Genomic DNA, 18,002 nt, shown 5'->3' on the forward strand with positions numbered 1-18,002 from the left:
CAGTCACTAATGGGACTTTATGAGTGACTGCGCTTTCTGTTTAAGTTTCCGACTTGATTGAGGTAGCCAGCTATAAGCATCGCTGTCCTGTGGAAATTGCTGCATGTGGGCAGCGAGTAAGCGGACTAGGTGCTGGCGCTGTTCAATGCTGATGTGTTTGAGCGCGATCGTCAAAACAGTTGCTCGCTTTTGATTCACCGCGGCTGCCACACAATCCATCGCCTCCACTGCTGCTACCCATGTCTGACACTGTAGGATCTGTGCCGCTACAGCAGATGGTGAAGGAACGTTGTTTGCCCCTGCCTCTGCTTCTACTGGTGTGGCATTAGCCTTCTTTGGCGATTGATTAGCCAGTGAATTAGTCACAACTGAAGCTGTATCGCTTACTGTATCTGGCTGATTAGCCAGTTGAGTCACTTGTTCGCCGCAGACGAGATCGTTTAGCTCTATGCGTTCGGACTGTTGGGCGTTGCAGGTTTCGGTTTCATTTTTTCCATCCGAATTACCTAACTGGCTTAACTGGCTAATATTCCTTGCTGTGTCTGGGTTACAGGCTAACTCATTGGCTAATGGCTGGCTAATTTGTGGCGATAAGTGGCTAATTCCAAAGGCTAAACCTTGGATGCCCATCAAGTTGTTCCCCAGATGGCAGCGCTTCGCCTTGGGAAATAACTCTATGAATCTCGCCAAGACTTGATTTGCACCTTTGACGTTGGCATCGCCTTTCCGCACCTGGTCAATCCAGATATTTTTCTCTTTACCTTTGTCACTGACTTCAATGGTGAGAGTGCCGTTGTCTATGTACCAGGCTTTGAGGCGTTCCCATAGCTCACCTATACCGAGGGTGCCGTTCGGGTCGTAACCTAACCCCGTCTGCTGACAAAACTGGAAGAGGTGGGAGTTTTCTGCTTGGATATCTAGCAGGGCTTTGTGGGTGCAAGTGAAATCAATGCCGTCGTGCATCAAGTCAACCAAGGCAGCCAGCACCCGATTTAAGAATGCTGGCAGCACTTGCTGCTGGAGAAACTCAGGATCGTATTTGAAGCGCGGGTCGGCTTCGATTTCTCCCTTGAGCGGGTCGGCTCCAATCTTGAATGTCTTGGTGAAACTCAGCACGCCCCAGCGGGAAGCGATCGCCTCCAGCGATGCCTGGAGGTTGGGCGTGTCGTTGACGTTAAACAGCCCGACTCCGGCGGGGGTAAAGTCTTCCTCGTCCTTGCCTTTGCCTTCGCTGCTGAGGGTATCGCCAGTGATAAACGCCTTGATACTTTGGATTTTGTCCACTTTAGCTGTATTGGCGTTTTCAGTAGCCCAGTTGATCCGGCTCAATCGCAGCCGAGACAGCGGAAACTTGCGCCCGTCGTCATAAGCTTTGAAGTCAGTTAGGGTGCAGCCAGTGATCCCCTTGTAGCCGTACATGGCGGCTACGACTTCTCGAAGGCTATCCTTGCCGTTGCTACCGTCGCCTTTGAGCAGCAGACCCCGAACTAAGCGCCCCTTGTATTTCCTCACTGTGGGTAAATCCAAGGAAGCGGCAATAGTTCTTAAAAAGATTTCGCGTTGTCCTGGTTCTAATGCCGCTAGTAGGCGATCGCAGTCTTGGGGGTCGGCGTTGGGGTCGTAGGTGGCGATTGGCTCATAGGTGTAATAGAGTGCCGGAGCGTGGTCTACTAGCCGCCAGCTGGGAGTTGAGCCATTCCACAATAGCTCTAACACCCCATTGGTACAATTCAGTCCTGGGGGATTGAGCAGATTGGGATCGATCTCCAACCTATCCTTGACCCATTGCAAAACTTCCCTGACTTTGGCTGGTTTGGCGTAGGGATAGCGGATTGACCCATCCTTCTGTTGCACGGCGTAGGAGTTACAAAAACTGGCAATTTTGGGGCGTTCTACCGCGTCGGGACTGTGCTTGTAGTAACTGCCAGTCCAGAAGTAAAGCTTGTCACTAGCACAAATCCAAGGCTTGTCACCGTAAAGGAAATTGAGCGCTCTTTGGGTAAATTCGGTATCGGGGTCGAGCGAATCTGGAATGTCTAGCGCAAAGGAATCGTCTGCTAGCTCTGAATTCCGCCGCGACTCAACCGAAGCATGAATTTCCGACTCCAGTCGCCGGATAAACTCTGGTACGTCCATCGCCGCCAAAATCTCAACAATATCTCCCTTATCGGGCAATTCGGGAGAAATGGCAACTGGATCGATGACGACGCTAAAAATCCCAACACGGGTACAAGCCGCCTGAAAAGCTTGAGCTTTTTTCTCGCCTGCGGTATCGTTGTCGCGCAAGAACGCCAAAATCGCCTTGGGACAAGACTGCTTGACTTTCTGTAGCGCTCGCTCCAAGTCATTTTGACTCCAAGCCGAACCCTGCCATGTGATACTAGCGATTCCAGCAGCTCTGGCTTTTTCAACGCCTGCTTCTCCCTCCTGCACTAGACCAGCCGCAAATCCGGTCGCAGCCTTGAGCGCAGCGATAAATTCATCAATGCGGTAAGGCTCCCAGGCTTCATCGCCTTTTTTGCAAATAGCTAGTCCACTAGCATCGCGATGCCATTGTCTAAATGTTTTATCACGCCCTAATGGTTTGTTTGGATCTGACCAATCGGTACGCACTACCCACCGCTGCAACTGTCCATCTGGTGTCAGCGAGTAGACGTAGGTAGTTTTAAGCACTTCACCTAACTCCCGCTCAAAGTCTTTTTGCGGTTGTGGCGAGTCAATAGCGGGTGTTGGTAGCTTCGCCAGCTTATGGTCAGTGCTTTGTGGTACTGGTGGCAGGAGTTTTCGGGCGCTCTTTCGTGTAATCGGGTAGCGATGTTGTGGAGCGTGACGCTCAGTGCGGGGTGCGACCACAGAGCGAATATCAGCAGTAGCGCAGCCGCCAGACCAGCATTGATAAGCGCCTGACTTTTTACTGATGGTGAGACGATGTCCACCGCAGACTGGGCATTCACACACTAGCTGGGTGCTTTCTTCTTTGAGGAGATTGAGGCGAGCCGTAAAATTCCTCAGATCGAATGTTGCTGCTTGGGTGCAATTTGACGATTTTTTATTTTCTAGTAGCATCTCGTTCTCCTTTAGTGGAGCCGAGACTTACACCTTCTGCGTTCGCTTTAGGTTGGAATGGCGATCGCTTCCGAACTATTAACAGCCTAGAGGGGTTGTCTATTTGGCTAAAAATAGCTGAAAATAGATTTACCCTACTAAAACCCCTGGCAAAAAAGGTTTTAGGCTGTCAGGAAGTCCGGGATATTTGCTGTGGAAGGTGAGTCCCGGCTTTCTGGCGTTTATGGGTAATTTTTACAACAGAATACAAACCGAAAGAGCGTCAGCCAACGCAGATTGCGGTAGCTGACGCTCTTGGTTTTAAGTGAATGGGTTGAGACATAGGCTAAAAGCTACCTCAATGTGACATAACTGCATGGCTACTTCTCCTTGTCGCCTCGATTCAACTATTAGCGACTATTTTCTTGAGAATTGAAGGTTTAAAAAAACAGACCTTCATTAGAGAATATACCTCTCACGGCAACGCAAATCAGCGCTTTACTTCCTTTAACGTTATTTTCCCTGTGGGCTAATCCCGCTGGAATTTCGGTGATTGCGGAGTTTCTTGTTGCCCCCATACCCCCCTTTTTTCTAGATATTCAATCAGAGCTGTTTCCACGGCTTCAGAAATAGTCAGCCCCTGCTCTGTGCAATAGACCTTAAAGCGACGCGCCACTTCCTTCAGTACGTGACCTGTCACCTGAGAGTAGTCGGGGCTTTTGTTCTTTGTAACCAAAATCAAAACAATAATGAGGTTTGCTCAACTTTATTTTCTCATCCCTTTTTCAAACGTCTAAATCTTTTAAGATTTTAATATTGCAAGATTGCAAGAATTGCTCTGCTTTAATTATGCACCAAAAGACACGCTCTGCACACGGCACAGATTTAGAGCGTATACGCCAAAGCCCCTGCCAGTGGCGAGGGGCTGAGGGTTGATTTTAAATACCAGCCTTAATAACGTCGCGGCTAGTGGTTTATCTATGTATCTATATTGTGAAGAGGAGCTGAGCTTGACGAAATAGGGATTCCTCCCCTTAAAGAGTAGGGAGTTTTCCCCAATCAAAGACTAATCACCAGATCTTGGAAACCAACTCAAGTCTTGTTACAACTGGCGCGCGGCTGCAAGTGCAATCGCTCTTGATTTGAGGGTGATGTGGCGCGAACATTAGCACGACGAAAGTTATGCAACCAACACAGGCACAGGAGGAATTAATGACAGAAGCTAGATGGGGGGAAGCCGAGATCCCCGGCTTTCCCCCTTATTGTTCTGTGAAAATTGAATTTATATGACATATGGATAGAATGAACGGGAAAGGAGGAAGGCGTATGGAAACCATTAGGCTGCGTTCTCGTAGTGGGGAAGATGGCATTCTGCATCTGGATCTACCTGTCACGATGAAGGAAGTGGAATGGGACGTGACGGTTACGCTCCAGCCCGTCGCTCTGCCTTCCCAAGGAAAGGGCTATCCTGCCGGATTTTTCGAGCAGACATATGGAAGCTGCCAGGATGACCCGATTGTGATTGATGACGAGGGCATTTACGAGGAACAGGATAACGTTCTGTGATCTATCTGCTCGATACCAATGTCTGCGTGCAGTATCTCAACGGACGCAGCGAGGCAATACGAGAGCGGATACAGCAGACAGATGCTGATGACATCGCCGTATGCTCCATTGTCAAGGCGGAGCTGTTCTACGGCGCGCAGCGCAGCCAGCATCCCGAACGCAACCTTGCCAGACAGCAGCAATTTTTGAATTTATTTCTCTCCCTGCCCTTCAATGATGAAGCGGCGATGGTCTACGGCAGAATCCGCGCTAACCTTGCCGCCCAAGGAACGCCCATTGGTTCTAACGACGTGCAGATAGCGGCGATTGCGCTTGCCAATGACCTGATCTTGGTGACGCATAACACGGGCGAATTCAGCCGTGTGTCAGGGCTACGGCTTGAGGATTGGGAGGTTGATTAATTACTAACTTCCCAATTTAGGATTCATGATGGAGATAATTCTACATTTTTAGCCAAGACAGCTTAATCTTTGTCACAACACTCAAACGGGAAAACTGTATAAGGGCTGAATGGAACCGCGACAAACATCGCTACTAGCTCTGTCGCTACGAGCGGAGTTGCTCAAAAATCTCTCTCAAGTTGCTCGTTGGACTCTTGACACTACAGCCAACGCCGCGTCAAATTTGTCAACAGTCCAACCGACAAGGTTCTTCTGGTGGCGAGGTTTGTCGGAGTTTGGGCAGTCGGGGAACCACGACAAACCTTGACAGAGGCTTTGTCGCCCTTGTCGGAGTTTGTCGATATTTGCTAAAGCGAGTAAACTACGACAAACTCCGCTATTAACTTGTCGGAGTTGTCGGAGTTTGTCGAGGTAAGATCGGGATGCTCACTAAACAACAGGCGGCAGATTTCCTAGGTGTCAATGTGCGAACGCTGGAGCGCTATACCCAGGAGGGGAAGATCGGCGGACGCTACGAGAAGGGCAAAACTCGCTCGGTCGTGGTTTATGACGAAGAAGAGTTACGTGCGTTTAAAGCCGCCCTTGAGACGAAGACCTATAAGCCAGCGGTTGACCCTACCCCGACAAACCCCGACAGAGATGAAACGGCATTGTCGAAGTTTGTCGAAGTTAAGCACCTACTCCCCCTGCTGGATGGATTAAACCACCTAGCGGACGTGTTGAAGGTATTACGTGAGGAGCAAGAGATAGTACGCCTCACCGTCCCCATCCAGCACAAACTCACCTTGAGCCTAGCTGAAGCCAGCGCCCTGTCTGGAATTTCTCGTCAACGACTCCGCGCCGCGATTAAGGATGGCACACTTACCGCACAGCTCATCGGTAGGGGCTACCGCGTGAAGCGCACCGACCTGGAAGACTACGTCGATCGCCTTTGACAACGAGCAGTTGGGCTGGTGTCCGAGTCTAGGGTAGTGGTAAGGGCGTGAGCCAAATTTCACCTAATTAACCCGATAACGGGCGACGTGGGCGATAAGGAACCTTGAGCTTCGCCACGGCAAGCCGTTTGACTTCTTCAGAGCGCATATCGTACTTGGCTGTAGTAGCAGGATCGGCGTGTCCTGCCAGCCGAGACACCGTAATTACATCAGCGCCTGTTTCCAACAATTCTGTGATAAACGTCCGCCGGAAATCATGAGGCGAAAACGCAGCCACCCCCGATTCTGCGGCTCGTTTTTGGAGAACGAACATCACCGCCTGGTCAGTTAAACGTCGAGTCGCGAACTGACCCGCTTTATCAACTGGATACAACAGCGGTCCTGGTTCGTCACCACGAATAGCCAGCCAATCTTCCACCGCCGCCGCCGCCCCAGTTGGTAAATAAGTTATCCGGTCTTTCATTCCCTTGCCCCTGCGGATTGTTAAACCACCCGTTTTTGGGTCAAAGTCAGTTTCATCCAAATTCACCACTTCACTGCGTCGCAGCCCTGCCATCAAGATAGAAATCATTGCCGCATCCCGCGCCCCTTTCGGCGTGGGGTCATCCATGCAAGCGGATAAAAGTGCCGAAATTTCTGCTTCACTTAAAGCTCGACCGCGCAGCAGTTGGGCACTTTTAATGCCTTTGAAATCCACCGCGCTGTCATAGTCATCAGCATCCATCAGCTTCAATCGCCGTGCTTCCTTTAGTACGCGGCGTAACGCTGACAACATTCTATTTGCCGTCGCTGGGGCATACTTATCTTTGAAGACGGCTAAAAGAGCAGCGGTGTGCTGGTAGCGTAGCTTTGACCAGTCCAGAGTCAATGCATCGCACTGCCCATTAGTTAGCATGGAGGCGATCGCATTGAGAGATTGTCGCATCGTCCGCCGCGACTTGGGAGCCAGCTGCGACAAGTACACCGCCGCTGGGTGCTGGGTCAGGGGCAGTGGTACTGATAGCGCCAGATCGATTGGCTCTGACAATGGAGCGATCGCCTTGTTCATGGGGGGGGGCTTGGGCAAACATGATTTTTCATAAGTGATTCTCCCATGCCCAAGCCGCATAATTAACGCTTCGACGCTCGAATGCGCCCATCACTCTAGCTGCTGGTGACGCTGCCAGTCGCCCTCGTCAGAGATAAATCTGAAAAAATGGGGGAGGTTTTTATAGATATCTCTCCTACCCACAGATTAATTCAATGGGCTTGAAACCTCCCCCATTTTTTTGTTCATCATTCGAGGTCAGGAGACTAGCTGCTTCATGACTCATTCTTCGTCGCGTTGAATTATTTGACGCAGCTCGTCTGGGGTGTCAGCCGTTTGCAGTCCGGCAAGAATCGCTCTCAACTGCTCCACATCCTGAATACGGGAGATTTCCGGTAAGATTCCTAACCCCTCACTGCCAAATTTCAATCTCAAGCCCAGTTCAATGCCTTCCAGCAGTCCTTGCCTAATACCTTTTTGAATTCCGATTCTCTCTACACTCGTAATGTACGGCATCCGCCTCTCCTCCTCTAACTGAATCACTTCCCGCCAAAACTCTTGCTCTAATTCTTCAGGTAAACTCATTATCCAGTCTATGAACCCGAACAGGTTGACAACATCCTCACGCGAATAACCTTGTTCGTACAGCCGTCTTGTCAAAGCCAGCTTACTCGCAAAACGCCCAGTTGCATTGTCACGGGTTTCTTGGGCTTTCAAATGCGCCATGACCACTGTAGCAAAAGGGTTGCGACTGGCTTCTAACGCTGACCACTGTTGAAAGTAGTCTAACAATTTCACTATGGGAAACTTGAAATTGACTTGACACCCCCATAGCTCAATGCCAAACTCATTGGGTCGCCAGCTTCTTCGCTCGTCACCCAGCACGGCTAGACTCACTACTGTTCGCTTGTAACGATCGTAGATGCGGTAGTTGTACACATACATCCGCTCGGGCTTTGCCGCTTTCCGGCTGACTCTGGACTTCCACATGAATTAAAACCCAAGCTTCTTCACCACTAGAGCGATAAATCTTCACTAGCTTATCGACCAACCGCCGCCCTAGTTCTGCATCCCGCACCACTTGTTGCAGTTCTGTGTCGAGAAATTCTCACGCCTAGTCTCCACTCAATCTCCCCATGAGCCTGTGGGAAAAAGAATCGGATAAAGTCTTCAAAGTAGCGCTCGATTGCGTCTTTCCAAGGGGTGTCAAAAGGGGTCTGGGGGTTGCTCATGCTTTGCTGGTAGTGGGAAGCTGGCGATGTGTTTTGCTCCCGTCGATGTCGATGTCTAGGTCGAGAAAACATGGTTTCCACCAACTGGGGAGCGGACTTGCGTGTGGTGGGTTATCGCTCTACATCTAGCTTCAGGTATGCTGCAAAGCGCACGCTAAAGCACAGATTTGGCAGACGATCGCGAACAGCAGTAGGCTGGAGAAGTAGCACAAACACAGCACAGTTTGGCATACCTAATGGCGACCAACAATGTTAGGCATTGCAGCGACAGGGCTGTAAAAACCTGCAAGATGCCTTGGAAAGGCTTGATTTTTGTTGCCGAGCGCGGTGTTAAATACAAAGAAGTAGCAAATTACCGAACACGAGTGCAGGATAATCTTTTTCAACCTTAATTTCCGAATCTACAGCTATCTCGGCTCAATGCCATCGCCTCCTGTCAAAAGTCAAGTCTAATCTCGTCACAGGCGATGTCACAGACAAGCCGCTCCGCGTCTACGCACTCATCATCATCTTAACCCCCAAGCGTTTCCAACCAAACCTGCAAATCAGCCATAGTGGTGATAAAGAGAGTCTTCTGTCTTTAATTGAGAAATAGTATCATTAATTTCACTACTACTAACCGCCAGCTATGACGATCTCACTCACATCACGCGAGGAAGAGGAACTTTGGGATGAGGCAGCACAAAATAGTCTGCAACCTGCATCGATAGAACCATTTGAATTGTACGTGGAGATGCCGAGTTTTTTAGGAAGTGGCTACGATCGATATATTGAATTGCATCCCCAACTTGAGCTGACGATTATTGACCATGAGTATCGCGATGATTACGTAGAAAACCGTCCAGCTTCAAATCATCCCTTGCAATTTAGTGTATTCCTTTTAGGAATAATTCAAGATGACGAACGCGGCTGGATTAGTGAGAGAAATACAGTAATTTCTGGGGGTGGTATTCAACGAGAGATGAAGGTAAAGCATTTTTCTTCTCCTCGGATGGTAGGGATTAACATTGAAATGTCACCCGATTTGTTAGCAACTTTTTTCCCTGGAAAAGATGGCGGAATTCTTCCCGAGTTAAAGTTATTGGCAAAGGAGAATGATTGGCAAACCCTAGTTTATCCAGAAATGACTCCAGCCGTCAGATTTTTGACACAACAAATATTTAATTGTCCCTATCAAGGAATTACAAAACGAATTTATTTAGAAGCGAAGGTACTGGAGTTAATTGCTTTACAAGTATCTCCCCTGCTTGCAGGTGGAGATTTTGTCCAAATATCGCCATTAAAATCAGATACCATTGGACGGATTCACCACGCCAGACAAATTATTTTTTCTCGCTTAGAAAATCCGCCCTCGTTGGTAGAGTTAGCTGCATTGGTAGGGGTGAGCGATCGTACTTTACGGCGAGGATTTCGAGAGTTATTTGGCACGACCGTATTCGGTTATCTGACGCAGATGCGGATGGAGAAAGCCGAGCAGTTTTTGCGAGAAAGTAATATGACTGTTGCCGAAGTTGCGAATTTAGTGGGTTATACCCATCTCGGTCACTTTGCAGCAGCTTTTAAAAGACAGTATGGCATTACACCAAGAGAATGTTTGTTGGGGAAAAAGTCCGTTTCGGGACTGTGATGCCGTTTGGGGATAGACTCGTGGGTTGAGACTTCCTTACACTGCTCCCTGTAACTCTTAGAAATATTACGCAATAAGCTGACTGGATGCTACAGAATTACTGACTTTTGGATGAGGTCGGAAATCTGGACTACTCCGGTTGGGGATTAAGTGTGAGGAGATCGATGAGGCTAGATAGGTTGTGGCAAAGTCTGCTGCTGACAAGTGCGATCGCTTTTTTGCTCGGCACTCCTGCGAAAGGTGAGGAAGTGGGGGAGAATATTCCAGAAGTCAACAACAATATTCCTCAACTGAGTGAAGTCGAGCTTCCGGCGACAAGCGCTCAAACACTCGTACAGACACCCCCTCCTGACCCCCCTTCCGTCCCCCCGAACCTGCGGGGGAAACAGGGGGGTGAAGCCGTATCAATTACGGGAGTTGTGACAAATCCTACCGATCAAGGTGTAGAGATAATTCTACAAACCACTCAAGGGAAAGCACTCCAGCCTGTAACTCTGGCTTTGGGTAGATCGTATATTGCGAATATTCCCAACGCTGTGCTGGCACTTCCCCAAGGAGAATTTCGCCAAGATAACCCTGCAAGCGGAATTACTCGCGTGGCTGTGACTCAGGCTACTGCCAACAGTATTCGAGTCACGGTGACAGGGGAAGCAGCTTTGCCCTCTGTGCAGTTGTATGACTCTCCAAATGAGGGATTGATTTTTAGCTTTACGCCAGGTACATCCACTGCCCAACCCACGGCTGAGGCTGACGAGCAGAGGGAAATTGTGGTGACGGGGGAACAGGATGGGTATAACGTACCGAATACCAGCGTAGGAACGCGAACCGACACGCCTTTGCGCGACATCCCCCAATCAATTCAAGTCGTACCCCAGGAGGTATTGCGCGATCAAAATGTTAACAGCCTAGATGAAGCCCTGAGAAACGTAAGTGGGGTAACTACAAATAGTGGTCCAGACAGTTTCGGCGATGCTTCGTACAACATTCGAGGCTTTAGTACTGCAGCTCGCAGTGGTGGCAATTTTCTGAGAAATGGACTAAGAGAAGGTGGAGATATACTACAGGACTTTACCCCCAACATCGAAAGAATCGAAGCGCTCTTAGGTCCAGCTTCTGTGCTTTATGGAAACGCCAATCCAGGCGGAACGATCAACATAGTGACGAAACAACCCCTACGCGATCCCTTCTATGCCATTGATGCCACCATTGGCAATTATGACTTCTATGAGGGTGCGATCGATTTATCTGGACCATTAAACGACTCCAAAACACTGTTATATCGTCTCAATGTCGGCTACCAGGATAGAGGCAGCTTCATTGATTTTGTGGAAGCCAGTATCTTCACTGTTTCGCCCGTCGTAAGTGTAGATATTGGAGAGCGAACTCGCTTAACCTTGGAAGGCGAATACACAGAAAGAAGCATTGTTAGTTACCAAGGCTTGCCAGCAGTTGGTACAGTCCTGCCTAATCCAAATGGTGAAATTCCGCGCGAACGCTTCACTGGAGAACCTGACGGTGTTATTGATACCTCTATTACCAGAGTAGGCTATCGGTTAGAACATCAGTTCAGCGACAACTGGTCATTACAAAATGCTTTTTCGGCGAGAATTCAAAGAAGTGAGCCTGGAAATGAGTTCTATATTATTACTGAAGATGGTCTTGCCGACGATAATCGAACCTTAAATCGTCAGGCAATTACCAATACTGTTGATTACGAAGACTACGACCTAGCTACCTACCTAACGGGCAAATTCTCAACTGGATCAATTGACCACCAGCTACTCCTGGGCATCGACTTGAGCAGCTCATTCTTAGCATTCGATCGTCCCAGTATTATACCGACAACGCTAGACATATTTAACCCTGTGTATGGGCGTATTACTGGATCGTCCATCAACGCTTTTGATGGCGATCAATTAACGAGAACTTTGGGAATTTATGTTCAAGATCAGGTGACTCTCACAGAGAATCTCAAGTTGCTATTAGGCGGGCGATTCGATCTATTTGAACAAGACTTTCGTTTTCAAAGTGATACTACTAGTCAATCGGGGGATGCTTTCAGTCCGCGTATCGGTATTGTTTATCAGCCGATTCAACCTATTTCACTCTATGCCAGCTATAGCCGATCGTTTGTCCCAGTTGAAGGCACTGCCTTTGGTGGTGGCGCATTTGAACCAGAGCGCGGGACTCAATATGAAATTGGGGTCAAAGCAGACGTGAACGAGCGACTTTCAGCAACCTTGGCATTGTACGACCTGACCCGCACCAATGTCACAACTGAAGACCCAGATAATCCAGAATTTCAGATTCAAACAGGGGAGCAGCGCAGTCGAGGCATTGAACTCAGCATTGCAGGCGAAATTCTACCAGGGTGGAACATTATCGCGGGTTATGCTTACACCGATGCCGAAATTACCGAAGACAACACTCTTCCCGTGGGTAATCGTTTGAATAATGTTCCGGAAAATTCCTTTAATTTGTGGACTAGCTATGAAATTCAACAAGGTACTTTACAAGGGTTAGGATTTGGCTTGGGATTCTTCTATATCGGAGAGCGGCAAGGAGATTTAGACAATAGCTTTCAGCTGCCCAGCTATTTCCGCACCGATGCCGCGATTTTTTACAGGCGCGATCGGTTCCGCGCCGCCCTCAATCTTAGAAATTTGTTCGATGTCGATTATTTTGAAAGTGCCACTAGTCAGGCGAACGTTTTTCCTGGTGCGCCGTTCACGGTGCAGGGTACGATTTCGTGGGAGTTTTGATATGAGATTCTCCCTTGCCCCCCTCAAGAAGGGCGGAATTAGAGCATTACTAGGAAAAGTATGCCCACGATGGCAAGCTTGGTGGCGATGGTTTTTAGGTGTGGGTTTGACTGCCATGATTGTCTCAGCCTGTAGCGGGACAGCGATCGATCATAGCGATATGTTAACTGCCGAACCACCCTCACCCCCTTGTCGAGTTGTGCAACACGCAATGGGAGAAACCTGTGTTCCTAATAACCCTCAACGGGTTGTCACCCTTACACACCATTTTCTAGGTCATACGCTTGTCTTGGGCGTTAAGCCTATTGGCAGTAATGCTCGCTCAATTGAGCAGTCGAGTGGAAACTATCTAGATGTTCAAAGCTATCTGGGGAATAAGACGGAAGGGATCATGTTATCAGGCATAGACGTATCTCCAAATTTGGAAAGAATTTTGCGACTGAAGCCAGATTTAATTTTAGCTACAGAATATAACGAAGATATTTATCCCCTACTTTCTCAAATTGCTCCTGTAGTAATAGCTCAGTTTAAAGACGTAATATTGACTTGGAAAGAAGGTTTCGATTTTATTGCTAAAGTATTAGGAAAAGAAGAAAAAGCACGACAGGTTTTAAATCATTATTACCAACGAATTGAAAAACTAAAAATATCGCTAGGCGATTGCTATAAAGACCAAACTATCTCTGTTGCTGGAAGTGCTGGTTTCAATATGTTTGCCTATACTGAAAGCGGATTTCCAGGTTCTATTCTGAGTGATTTGGGTCTGAAACGCCCAGAAACTCAAAATATTTTTTCGCCTGAGGGTGTAATTTACGACATTTCTGAAGAAAGGTTAGAGCAAGTAGATGGTGATGTTTTATTCTTCTTAGCTTTTGATCGAGAAGGCAAAGCAGCTTTTGAACGCTTGAAACAAAGACCTTTATGGAAAACGCTCAAAGCCGTTCAGCAAGGGCAGGTTTATCTTGTCAATGGTTACACATGGACTGGATCAAACTTTTTGGCGGCTGATGCCGTGATTGATGACTTGTATAAATATTTAGTTAATGTATCCTAACTGCTTACACAAAATTAAAGAATTAAATATATATCGTCATTGCGAGAAACGAAGCAACCGCAAAATTTGAAATTTTCAAAATGTATAATTATTTTTGTTCTACTACTTAAATCTATGCCGAAACACACTCTATTCATTTGCGATTGTTTGAATCAAAACCAGAAACGGTGTAAACTAAATAATTATCAAAAAAAATTGAAATACTGAACAAACTAATGATGTTCGTCGAGCCATTAATAAGCCCTAAAAATATCACCTCAACATATCCTAACTCCACAATCAAACCCGACCTATTTGTCTGTAAATCCTGCCATCACTCTTCTGAAGAAAGACCAGAAAATCAGCCTGCTGACGGTACTTTTTTACTTGACAAAATCAACGATTTATCTACGGAAAAATTTCTTGTTAACGAACTTGAAATTCAGCCATTTGGATATTTATGGGCTTGCAGTCAAGGCTGTGTTGTCTCGGTATCTAGTCAGAAAAAACCTACATATCTCTTTGTCAATCTGACTCCTGAAGATAGCGTAGCAGCAATACTAGAATTTCTGCAATTGTATATCAAGAGTCGTAAAGGAAATATAGCTTGGGAAAAGTTTCCTAAACTTTTACAGTTGGCAATTTTCGCTCAAATTCCTCCTGTAATACCTGCTAAAAAGTCCACGTAATTGTCACTCAATCTGTTGTCTGCGTTGGGCGTTTACTATGTCACCTTCGCCAATTTCTGATTTGCGCTCCAAAAAGTATCCACTCTTACGGTTATTACGCTATGCCAAAAATTACCGCATTCAAGTGTGGACTGCCGTAACCTGCACCATACTCAACCAACTCTTCGACCTTGCGCCGTCCTATTTAATAGGTGTCGCTGTAGATGTCGTGGTAGAAAAAGAGAATTCTATCATTGCTCAAATTGGCATCACCAACATCGTTGGACAGCTAGCCGTACTATCGCTATTAACTTTATTAGTTTGGAGTTTAGAATCACTATTTGAGTTTTTCTACGATCGCCTCTGGCGCAACTTAGCTCAAACCATTCAGCACGGATTACGCCTCGATACCTATACCCATTTGCAACAACTGGAACTGAGCTATTTTGAAGAACGCTCGACCGGAGAGCTCTTATCAATTTTGAACGATGACATCAATCAATTGGAAAGGTTTCTCAATTCTGGGGCGACGGAAATTCTGCAATTTCTCACCGTGGTTTTGGCTGTAGGTGGCTCGTTTATTCTCATCGCTCCTAGTGTTGCTGCTTTCGCCATCCTGCCGATTCCATTCATTTTTTGGGGTTCATTTGCTTTCCAAAAACAACTTGCTCCCCGCTATGCAGATGTGCGCGAAAAAGCTGGATTCATTAGTAGCCGTTTAGCCAATAATCTCTCAGGTATTGCTACAATTAAAAGCTTCACCACCGAAGACTACGAGCGCAGCCGCGTCCTTTCAGAAAGCGATGCCTATCGCCGTAGTAACAAGAAAGCGATCGCCCTTTCTGCTGCTTTTTATCCCTTAATTCGCTTCATAGTTGTGGTGGGCTTTATCGCCACGCTGTTTTTTGGCGGTGTGGCTGTGGCAAACAATCGCATAAGTGTGGGAACCTACGGTTTCTTGGTATTCATCGTACAGCTATTACTGTGGCCCTTTGCTTCTTTAAGCCAAATTATGGACGAGTATCAACGGGCAATGGCTTCGATTCGCAGGGTGATGGGATTGTTGGATACCCCAATCGCCATTCCTGGGGGCGATCGCTCCTTATCATTAAAAACAGTACGCGGTGAAGTACAAATAGATAACATCACCTTTGCCTACAGCGATTTCCTACCCTTCGGGAACGCCTCCGGCGAACGGGATAGCTCCGCTTCACGCGCTCCTGTGCTGAAAAACCTATCGCTGCATATTCCAGCCGGAACGAATATCGGCATTGTCGGCGCAACGGGTTCGGGGAAAAGCACTTTAGTCAAGCTATTGCTGCGCTTTTACGAAATTCAAAGCGGACGCATTACTATTGATGGCATCGATATACGGGAACTACAACTGAGAGAATTACGGCGTTGCATCGGTTGGGTGAGCCAGGATGTGTTTTTGTTTCACGGTACGGTAGCTCAAAACATCGCCTATGGGAACTTAGCAGCCAGCTCCCAACAGATCGTCCGCGCTGCTCAGTTAGCTGAAGCACACGAGTTTATTCTAGAACTACCACAAGGGTACGATACAATTGTCGGCGAACGAGGACAGAAGCTTTCTGGCGGACAAAGACAAAGAATTGCGATCGCCCGTGCCATTCTCAAAGACCCGCTAATTCTAGTTTTGGATGAGGCGACCTCTGCGGTGGATAATGAAACAGAAGCGGCGATTCAAAAGTCGCTGGCGATGATTACCCAGAATCGTACCACAATTGCGATCGCCCACCGTCTGTCGACAATTCGCTACAGTCATTGCATATACGTGATGGAGCAAGGTCAAATTGTCGAGCAGGGTACGCATGAGGAGTTGCTATCCGTCAATGGAATATATGCAAACCTCTGGTGCGTACAGTCAGGACTTTCGCCAACTCTACGTTGATTCAGGTATTTGACACTCCCCACGCCTCCACTTCACTTCGTTCCGTTAAAAGGGCAAGAGTAGCGAAGATACTGTTGGCGAATTCGTCAGAGAAAAAAGCTACGCTATTTGGGACTTCAACTCCATAAATCGAGAGTAGCGAGTTCGAGCCAGTGGGATACCTGAGAGCCAAGCATCCCAGCGAATCAAATTGAGAGCAGTAGCAATTAGGATGTGCTGAAGATGTGTTTTCGCCAATCCAACATATCGAGACTGCCTTAAGGCAGAACGTCTCACGCCCTGCGATAATGTTCCCTCCACTCCTGCTCGTTGCTGGTAGAGTTGCTTAAACTCTGACGTTTCTTGCACCCGCCGTCGTTGACGTAAAGCGTTGTACTTGGCTTGTGGTGGTAGTGACAATCTTCGGGCAGTGTTGGAATGGGTACAACGCTTGCGGACTGGACAACGCCGACAATCGGCTTGAGAAAAGTGGACGTGAACGACTCTCAAGCCACGATTATCAATCTTGGGTCGCCAAATAATACTTTGATGCCCCTTGGGACAGGTGACGATCTGATTATCCCAATCCACTTCAAACTGGTCAGCAGAAAACTTAGAGTTACTTTGGGTCTGCCAACTGGGATTGATGCGAACTTTTCCAATCAGTTCGATACCATAGTTTACCTGAGTGTTAACAATATGGTCCGCTGTTACATACCCTGTATCCATCAAATGCTCTTCGGGTAGAAGTGACTTCTCTGATAAGGTTTGATGGACAGATTCAACGACTGCATCATCAGGTATTGTTGAGAGAGTTGTGCATACTTCAGTGATGAAATGCGGACAATCCTGGTCACAAGTTTCAGTGATGTGAACTTTGTAACCGACCCAATCAACACTACGTTTTGAACTGTAATGCGCCTCTACATCATAGGGTGAATGAATTGCCAGTGTGGATGGTGGCATGTCTTTGGATGAGCGCCATTGCACGCTCCCGTCTTCAGTAGGTGCGTAAAATTGTTGCATCCAAACTCGTCGCAGCGTTTCAACGGCTGGAATTTGTCGCATCCACTCTGGGGTAGCCCCATCGTAAATTGCATCTAACAATGCAAATCCATCCTTGCCAATCGTGCGACCCAATTCTTCTCGTTCGTCGTCTAATTTAGGTAATCGATAGTTTTCTAGACGGCGGCTGTAGCGCTCGAACCAAGCGTCTTGCAAATGCGCTGCTAGCCAATTCGGAGCCACCACAGCTAAACTATTGAGTGCAGCGCGAAATGTTTCTCCCAATGTTTCCAATCGATTCAGAATGCGAATCGCAGCCAGAACATGAGTTGAATCCGTCCGTTGCCGTTTATGTCCTTTGAGCAATCCCTTGGAGCGTAATTGCTCTAACAACTTGTCCAGCAGCACTTGTTCTGCATTGCCTGCAATTAGACGAGTGCGAAATTCACTCAAAATTGAGTAATCGAATCCTGGATCGCTCAGGGGAAGACTGAGTGCATACTTCCAATCAATCCGCCCACGAACAGCGCGACTCAGCTTGGCGGTCAGATAAATTCTCTATAAACTGCATTACACAAACAAGTGCCAGTTGCCAAGGAGCTTGAGCAGGTTGTCCACGTTTAGAAAATAGTGATTGCTTTGGTTTCATCTTGGTAGATGCTGCCAAGGTTATCCCGAATTTGGAGGTAAAGATTGCCTTTAGGAAAAGCTGCTCTTGCAACCGCTGCTGTATTCTCTGGAATCGGAGGAATGGTTTGGGGTTGCATCGACATACTGCACCTCCACTTACCTATTGGTCTTTACCTTAAT

General features: G+C 47.5%; 12 protein-coding genes and 2 pseudogenes. 9 read left to right on the top strand and 5 right to left on the bottom strand.

Features of this window, described 5'->3' with window-relative positions; translation table 11 throughout:
* Positions 1-6: 6 nt before the first annotated feature.
* Both N4J56_RS39525 and N4J56_RS39530 read right to left on the bottom strand, forming a co-directional pair.
* A complete protein-coding gene (locus N4J56_RS39525; RefSeq protein ID WP_317112474.1) occupies positions 7-3,066 on the bottom strand; it encodes a DUF5906 domain-containing protein in 3,060 nt (1,019 codons plus the stop codon).
* 508 nt (positions 3,067-3,574) lie between these two features.
* A complete protein-coding gene (locus N4J56_RS39530; RefSeq protein WP_317112476.1) occupies positions 3,575-3,781 on the bottom strand; it encodes a hypothetical protein in 207 nt (68 codons plus the stop codon).
* A gap of 590 nt (positions 3,782-4,371) precedes the next feature.
* Between N4J56_RS39530 and N4J56_RS39535 the strand changes: the two genes are divergently transcribed.
* The 4 genes from N4J56_RS39535 to N4J56_RS39550 all read left to right on the top strand — a co-directional run bounded on the left by N4J56_RS39535 (position 4,372) and on the right by N4J56_RS39550 (position 5,947).
* On the top strand, positions 4,372-4,611 hold the full coding sequence (locus N4J56_RS39535) for a hypothetical protein (RefSeq protein ID WP_317112478.1): 240 nt from the start codon (positions 4,372-4,374) through the stop codon (positions 4,609-4,611).
* Complete coding sequence (vapC, locus tag N4J56_RS39540; protein ID WP_317112480.1) at positions 4,608-5,012, top strand: type II toxin-antitoxin system tRNA(fMet)-specific endonuclease VapC; 405 nt, start codon at positions 4,608-4,610, stop codon at positions 5,010-5,012. The genes N4J56_RS39535 and vapC overlap by 4 nt, the downstream gene beginning before the upstream one ends.
* 194 nt (positions 5,013-5,206) lie before the next feature.
* A complete protein-coding gene (locus N4J56_RS39545; protein WP_317112481.1) occupies positions 5,207-5,395 on the top strand; it encodes a hypothetical protein in 189 nt (62 codons plus the stop codon).
* Between the two features lie 81 nt (positions 5,396-5,476).
* Positions 5,477-5,947, top strand: coding sequence for a helix-turn-helix domain-containing protein (locus tag N4J56_RS39550; protein ID WP_317112482.1), 471 nt, complete (start codon positions 5,477-5,479; stop codon positions 5,945-5,947).
* A gap of 67 nt (positions 5,948-6,014) precedes the next feature.
* Here the strand turns inward: N4J56_RS39550 and N4J56_RS39555 are convergent, their stop codons facing one another.
* Both N4J56_RS39555 and N4J56_RS39560 read right to left on the bottom strand, forming a co-directional pair.
* Positions 6,015-6,995, bottom strand: coding sequence for a tyrosine-type recombinase/integrase (locus tag N4J56_RS39555; RefSeq protein WP_410500857.1), 981 nt, complete (start codon positions 6,993-6,995; stop codon positions 6,015-6,017).
* A gap of 261 nt (positions 6,996-7,256) precedes the next feature.
* Positions 7,257-8,206: pseudogene (locus N4J56_RS39560) on the bottom strand (cytosolic protein).
* A 628-nt stretch (positions 8,207-8,834) separates the two neighbouring features.
* Between N4J56_RS39560 and N4J56_RS39570 the strand changes: the two are divergent.
* The 5 genes from N4J56_RS39570 to N4J56_RS39590 all read left to right on the top strand — a co-directional run bounded on the left by N4J56_RS39570 (position 8,835) and on the right by N4J56_RS39590 (position 16,208).
* Entirely contained in the window at positions 8,835-9,833 is a 999-nt protein-coding gene (locus N4J56_RS39570) for an AraC family transcriptional regulator (RefSeq protein ID WP_317112487.1), read from the top strand.
* Between the two features lie 164 nt (positions 9,834-9,997).
* Complete coding sequence (locus N4J56_RS39575) at positions 9,998-12,595, top strand: TonB-dependent siderophore receptor (RefSeq protein WP_317112488.1); 2,598 nt, start codon at positions 9,998-10,000, stop codon at positions 12,593-12,595.
* A 211-nt stretch (positions 12,596-12,806) separates the two neighbouring features.
* Positions 12,807-13,649 (top strand): iron-siderophore ABC transporter substrate-binding protein, encoded by an 843-nt coding sequence (locus tag N4J56_RS39580; RefSeq protein ID WP_317112489.1) that lies wholly within the window; start codon positions 12,807-12,809, stop codon positions 13,647-13,649.
* Between the two features lie 215 nt (positions 13,650-13,864).
* The gene (locus N4J56_RS39585; RefSeq protein ID WP_317112490.1) at positions 13,865-14,317 is read left to right on the top strand and encodes a DUF1636 domain-containing protein; all 453 of its coding nucleotides are present in this window, start codon (positions 13,865-13,867) and stop codon (positions 14,315-14,317) included.
* 37 nt (positions 14,318-14,354) lie between these two features.
* Positions 14,355-16,208, top strand: a complete 1,854-nt coding sequence (locus tag N4J56_RS39590) for an ABC transporter ATP-binding protein (RefSeq protein ID WP_317112491.1) — start codon at positions 14,355-14,357, stop codon at positions 16,206-16,208.
* A gap of 99 nt (positions 16,209-16,307) precedes the next feature.
* Here N4J56_RS39590 and N4J56_RS39595 read toward each other — a convergent pair.
* A pseudogene (locus tag N4J56_RS39595) lies at positions 16,308-17,965 on the bottom strand (IS1182 family transposase).
* Positions 17,966-18,002 lie beyond the last annotated feature (37 nt).

The organism is Chroococcidiopsis sp. SAG 2025 (assembly GCF_032860985.1).
Classification (GTDB): domain Bacteria; phylum Cyanobacteriota; class Cyanobacteriia; order Cyanobacteriales; family Chroococcidiopsidaceae; genus Chroococcidiopsis.